Below are 1,917 nucleotides of genomic sequence, written 5' to 3' on the forward strand. Positions count from 1 at the left end.
ACATGGTCCATCCCTACCTCAAGCGGCGGCAGGGCAGGGAGCGCATCGAGAAAATCTCACCGGCGGTCGACAAGGTGCTCGAACGCACCTGTGGCGTGCCGATTTTTCAGGAACAAGTCATGCAACTGGCCGTCGTCGCCGCCAACTTCACGCCCGGCGAGGCCGACGAGTTGCGCCGCGCCATGGCCGCCTGGAAACGCAAGGGTGGACTCGCACCCTTCGAACAGAAACTGCTCGCCGGTATGGCCGCCAACGGCCTGCCGGACAGCTTCGCCCGACGCATCATCCAGCAGATCCAGGGCTTCGGCGAATACGGCTTTCCCGAATCGCATGCCGCCAGCTTTGCGCTGCTGGTCTACGTTTCGGCCTGGATCAAGCGCCACCATCCGGCCATCTTCCTGTGCGGCCTGCTCAACAGCCAGCCGATGGGCTTCTACTCGCCGTCGATGCTGATCCAGGACGCCCGACGGCACGGTGTGACCGTTTTGCCGCCTGACGTTACGGTCAGCGACTGGGACAGCCGCCTCGATGAAACCGGTGCCGTCCGCCTTGGCTTGCGCGAGATCATCGGCTTCTCGAAAGCCGTCGCCGAGCGCATTGCTACGACCATAGAAACAACGGCTGGCCCTAGGGTCAACCGGAAAAAAAGCCCATTTTTGAACATTGCCGATCTCAGCGCCCGGGCCGGCCTGCAACGTCGCGACCTCGATCAACTGGCTGCCGCCGATGCGCTGCAAAGCCTGGCTGGCCACCGTCGGCAAGCCGCTTGGGCAGCCGGCGTGGAAAAAGCGGTGGCGGCGGTGCAGGGCGATCTCTTCGCCGGCACAACGATCCGCGAGCCGAAAACCGACCTACCCACGCCCAGCGAAGCCGAAAACCTGATCGCCGATTACCGCAGCCTCGGCCTGACGCTGCGCCGTCACCCCCTGGCGCTGCTCCGCCAGCATCTATTTGAGCGCCGCTTTGTCACGGCCGCCAGCCTCAAAACTGCCCGCCACCGCGCCCTGATCCGCGCCGCCGGCATCGTCGTCGGTCGCCAGCGGCCGGGCACCGCGACCGGCATCGTCTTCGTTACGCTCGAAGACGAAAGCGGGCTGGTCAATGTCGTCGTCCATCCCCAAATCGTTGAAAAACAACGCCGCGAACTGCTCGGCGCGACGCTGCTTGGCGTCTTCGGGCAGGTTCAGATCGAAGGCGAAGTCATTCATCTCGTCGCCAAGCGACTGGTCGACCTTTCTGCCTGGCTGGGCCGGCTGGAAACAGCGAGCCGGGACTTTCACTAATCTCGCCGATTCGGCTCATCGATATAGCGCATAATTTGTATTATGTTAAATTATGTAGCGAGAAGAAAAAGAGGATCAGTTCAGATCCTCATCCTTGGGCAGCGGCAAACTCAGAATCTGGATGCCCTCGTCCCTCAGCTCTTCGCATTCATCCTCGCTGGCCTGGCCGCGAATCGGGCGCTGAGGGGCTTCGTTGTAATGAATCTTGCGAGCCTCATCGGCAAACGAGTGACCAACATCCTCGCTGTGACTGACGATGGTCTGGATAAGCTGGCGATAAAGCGCCATGGCTTGCGCCCCGACCGGCATCAACGCGGTACTTGTTGGTGCTTTTGCGGAGCTGACCGATGTCGCCCCAACCGGCTCGGCATGATGTCCGGAAATAGCGACCGCCGACGGCACGCGATGCACGTTGTGGCTATCGCATTGCGGGCAACAAACAAGCTTGTCCTTCAACTGGGATTCAAAAGCGCCGGCGTTCTGGAACCACCCTTCAAACCGGTGATTGTTGTCGCAGTTAAGGTCGTAGATGATCATGTATTCATTCGTGGTGCCCGGGACGGGAATCGAACCCGTACACTCAAAGAGCGAGAGATTTTAAGTCTCTTGTGTCTACCAATTTCACCACCCGGGC

The 1,917-nt window shown here is 60.7% G+C and carries 2 protein-coding genes and 1 tRNA gene; 1 reads left to right on the forward strand and 2 read right to left on the reverse strand.

Annotation, left to right across the window (positions count from 1 at the left end; translation table 11 throughout):
• The coding region (locus ADADOO_RS14855) for a helix-hairpin-helix domain-containing protein (RefSeq protein ID WP_511278284.1) at positions 1-1,283 on the forward strand (1,283 nt) is incomplete at its 5' end.
• Between the two features lie 75 nt (positions 1,284-1,358).
• Here the strand turns inward: ADADOO_RS14855 and ADADOO_RS14860 are convergent.
• Together ADADOO_RS14860 and ADADOO_RS14865 are read right to left on the reverse strand one after the other, a co-directional pair.
• Complete coding sequence (locus tag ADADOO_RS14860; protein WP_511278285.1) at positions 1,359-1,820, reverse strand: DUF1178 family protein; 462 nt, start codon at positions 1,818-1,820, stop codon at positions 1,359-1,361.
• A gap of 11 nt (positions 1,821-1,831) precedes the next feature.
• Positions 1,832-1,917 (reverse strand) — tRNA-Leu (locus tag ADADOO_RS14865).

The sequence above is a fragment of the Azonexus sp. genome (genome assembly GCF_036170495.1).
Taxonomy (GTDB): Bacteria; Pseudomonadota; Gammaproteobacteria; order Burkholderiales; family Rhodocyclaceae; genus Azonexus.

What these genes read in the sequence shown, in the direction of transcription:
- ADADOO_RS14860 (WP_511278285.1), bottom strand. Translation starts at nt 1,820, where the DNA reads ATGATCATCTACGACCTTAACTGCGACAACAATCACCGGTTTGAAGGG.